The organism is Campylobacter sp. (assembly GCF_052170435.1).
In the GTDB taxonomy this organism is placed as follows: Bacteria; Campylobacterota; Campylobacteria; order Campylobacterales; family Campylobacteraceae; genus Campylobacter_A.
Genome location: NZ_JBQNAN010000052.1, coordinates 1 through 3,086 on the forward strand (window position 1 = coordinate 1; position 3,086 = coordinate 3,086).

At 48.1% G+C, this 3,086-nt stretch carries 4 protein-coding genes; all 4 read left to right on the plus strand.

The window, feature by feature from the left end:
* Positions 1-642 (plus strand): M24 family metallopeptidase (locus tag ACTTJF_RS10010; protein ID WP_442551840.1); only part of this gene is annotated, 642 nt, incomplete at its 5' end.
* The gene (gene folK / locus ACTTJF_RS10015; RefSeq protein ID WP_442551841.1) at positions 639-1,139 is read left to right on the plus strand and encodes a 2-amino-4-hydroxy-6-hydroxymethyldihydropteridine diphosphokinase; all 501 of its coding nucleotides are present in this window, start codon (positions 639-641) and stop codon (positions 1,137-1,139) included. The genes ACTTJF_RS10010 and folK, both read left to right, overlap by 4 nt.
* A gap of 110 nt (positions 1,140-1,249) precedes the next feature.
* Complete coding sequence (gene flhF / locus ACTTJF_RS10020) at positions 1,250-2,656, plus strand: flagellar biosynthesis protein FlhF (protein ID WP_442551842.1); 1,407 nt, start codon at positions 1,250-1,252, stop codon at positions 2,654-2,656.
* Positions 2,653-3,086, plus strand: a 434-nt coding sequence (locus ACTTJF_RS10025; RefSeq protein ID WP_442551843.1) for a nucleotide-binding protein, incomplete at its 3' end; no start/stop codon positions are given. The genes flhF and ACTTJF_RS10025, both read left to right, overlap by 4 nt.

The following is a 3,086-nucleotide window of genomic DNA, read 5'->3' on the forward strand; positions in this document are numbered from 1 at the left end:
GCCCAGAGGTTTGACGAATTTGCCGCGTTCGTGCGCGCCGAGGGCGAAGGCATGAGCGAAGAGGAGCTGTTTTTTAACGCCGAGCTCATCTTTAAGAAAAAGGGCGAGCTCGCGCTTAGCTTTTCGCCTATCGTCGCGATCAACGAAAACGCCGCAAAGGCGCACGCATTGCCCGGTAAAAAGCGTTTGCGGCACGGCGATTTGCTCCTGCTTGATGCGGGGGTTAAATTTAATCGTTACTGCTCCGATAGGACGCGCACGGCGTGCTTTGACGAAAATTTTAACTTCGGCAAGGAGCAAAATTTTAAAAACGCCAAACGGCAAGAAATTTACGAGATCGTAAAAGAGGCGCAAGCTCTAGCGATCGCGGCGGTTATGCCCGGTAAAAAGGCGCGCGAGATCGACTCGGCGGCTAGGGATTTTATCGCGAGGCAGGGTTACGGCGAAGCGTTTTTTCACAGCACCGGACACGGCGTCGGAGTCGACATCCACGAGCTTCCGTTTATCTCAAAGCGCGGAGATACCGTGCTAAAAGAGGGGATGGTCTTTAGCGTGGAGCCTGGGATTTACTTGCCCGGCGAGTTTGGCGTGCGCATCGAGGACGTCGTGGTCGTGCGCGAAAACGGGGCTGAAATTTTATGAGAGTAGCGGGGGCGAGGCGCTTTAGCAAATGCCTCTTTTTCCCGAAGGTTTTTGATTTTAAACCGGGCTTTAAAAATAGCGTTATTTTGGGGCTCGGCGGTAATATCGGCGACGTGAAAAAGCGCTTTAATCGGTTGCATTTTAAACTCAGCCGAGACAGCAGGTTTCACGTCGTAGAAAACTCAGCACTCCTCATAAACGAGGCGTTTGGGTTTAAAGAGCAGGCTGATTTCACAAACGCCGTAACGCTCGTACAAACGAGCCTTGCCGCGAGGCAAATTTTAAAAATAACGGCAAATTTAGAGAGGCGTTTGGGGCGCGTGAGAAGCTTTAAAAACGCGCCTAGAACGCTTGATATAGATATTTTGTATTTTAGCGGACGAAACAGAAACGACGCGCGGCTGACGCTACCGCATCCGGGCGCAAAAAGCAGAATCAGCGTGATTTTGCCGCTTGGGACGATGAAGCGCGTTAGCAAAAGCGGAGTTAAATTTTAAAATTTAGCGGCTACAAAGCCTAAATTTGAAGTGGGAACGAAAAATGCATAGCCTTTGCCGCGACGATTTCGGTGCGGCGGCGAAATTTAGCGAGAAACGAAGGAGAAGATTTGGCGACGAAGTTTTATACGTTTACTGGCGAGAGCAGTATGGAGGCGCTAAAAAAGGCGCAGGCTCAGTGCGGCGAGAGGGCGATCTTGGTAACGACGAAGCAAATCCAGCCAAAGACGATAAACAAAAAGCCGCTTTATGAAATTTTAGTTAGCGTCGAAGAGGACGCGAGCGAGCAGAAAAAAAATCAGCCCCAAAAGCAAAATTTAAAGGGCTACGAGGAGTTTTTGCGCGCTCAAACGCCAAAAGAAGAAAGACCGCAAAAGATCATTTTAGACGAGCGCGAGCTTTTTAGAGCCGAGCAGCAAAACGCCAAAGCGGCGGTAAATTTGACACAAAACTCCGCAAGAACCGCGCCAGGAAATCAAAACTACAAAACCGCTCAAAACAGCGGCGAGGACATACTCCTAAACATCTCAAAAGCCGCAAAAGAGATAAGCCAGATAGCAAATATCGAAACCGCGCCCGGCCGTCAGGATCAAATTTACGACAAAAAGATCGACGACGTCGCAAGGCAAGTAAGCGCGCTCAGCGAAAAAGTAAATATGATAGCCGATATGTTCTGGGAGGAGCGAGCGGGTGCCAGAAACAACCTAGTCATACCGCCGGAATTTGCCGGCATCTACAAAGACGCCAAAAATAGCGGCATGAAAGAGGAACACCTAGAACAGATAATGAAAATAACCGCGGAAAATATGTCGCCTCAGATGAAAGCCAATCCGACCGCGGTAAGGAGATATTTTAGCTCGCTACTTAGAAAGATGCTGCCGTGCAGGAGCGAAGAGGATAATAGAAAACAAAAGATCATGATGCTGGTTGGACCTACCGGAGTGGGTAAAACCACGACTCTAGCTAAGCTCGCGGCGAGGTTTGCCTACGGCGAGGGCAGACGCGCGAAAACGGGCATTATCACGCTTGATACCTACCGTATCGGCGCGGTCGAGCAGTTGTTTCAATACGCAAAGATGATGAAGCTGCCTATCCTTGACGTTATCGAGGTAGAGGATTTTAAAAACGCGCTAAAGCAGCTAAATCACTGCGAAGTGATCCTCATAGACACCACGGGCAGCTCGCAGTACGATAAAGAAAAGCTAGCTAGGCTTGAAATGTTTTTAAAACATAGCGACGCGCAAATAGACGTAAATTTGGTGCTTTCCGCAGGCTCAAAGATCGATGATATGCTTGAAATTTATAACGGCTTTAGCTTCCTTGATATCGACACTCTGATCATCACCAAATTTGACGAAACCAAAATTTTCGGTAACGTATTTTCGCTAGTTTACGAGATAAATAAACCCGTTAGCTTCTTTTGCCTAGGGCAGGAGGTTCCCGACGATATCATGGTCGCCAAGAGCGAGTTTTTAGTCGATTGCCTTTTGCAAGGGTTTAATAAGGATAAAAAATGAACACTCAAGCCGAGAAATTAAAAGATATAGTAGCCTCTAGATCAAATGCGAAAAATACGCGCTTCATCGCCGTAACTAGCGGCAAAGGCGGCGTTGGCAAGAGCACCATAAGCGCAAATTTGGCAAATATCCTCGCTAGAAACGGCTACAAGGTCGCGCTTTTTGACGCGGATATAGGACTGGCGAATTTAGACGTCATCTTAAACGTGCGCATTAGCAAAAATTTGCTCCACGTGCTAAAAGGCGAGTGCTCGCTAAAAGATATCTTGATCGAGGTAAAACCGAATTTGACGTTGATTCCCGGCGAGAGCGGAGACGAGATACTTAAATTTAACAACCAATTTTTATACGAGCGCTTTTTCGAGGAGTCCTCGAGCCTTGACGATCTTGATTTTATCATCATCGACACGGGTGCGGGCATCGGCGGAAA

Excerpts from the sequence above, each read along its gene's own strand:
- folK (WP_442551841.1), top strand. The coding sequence starts at position 639 with ATGAGAGTAGCGGGGGCGAGGCGCTTTAGCAAATGCCTCTTTTTCCCG.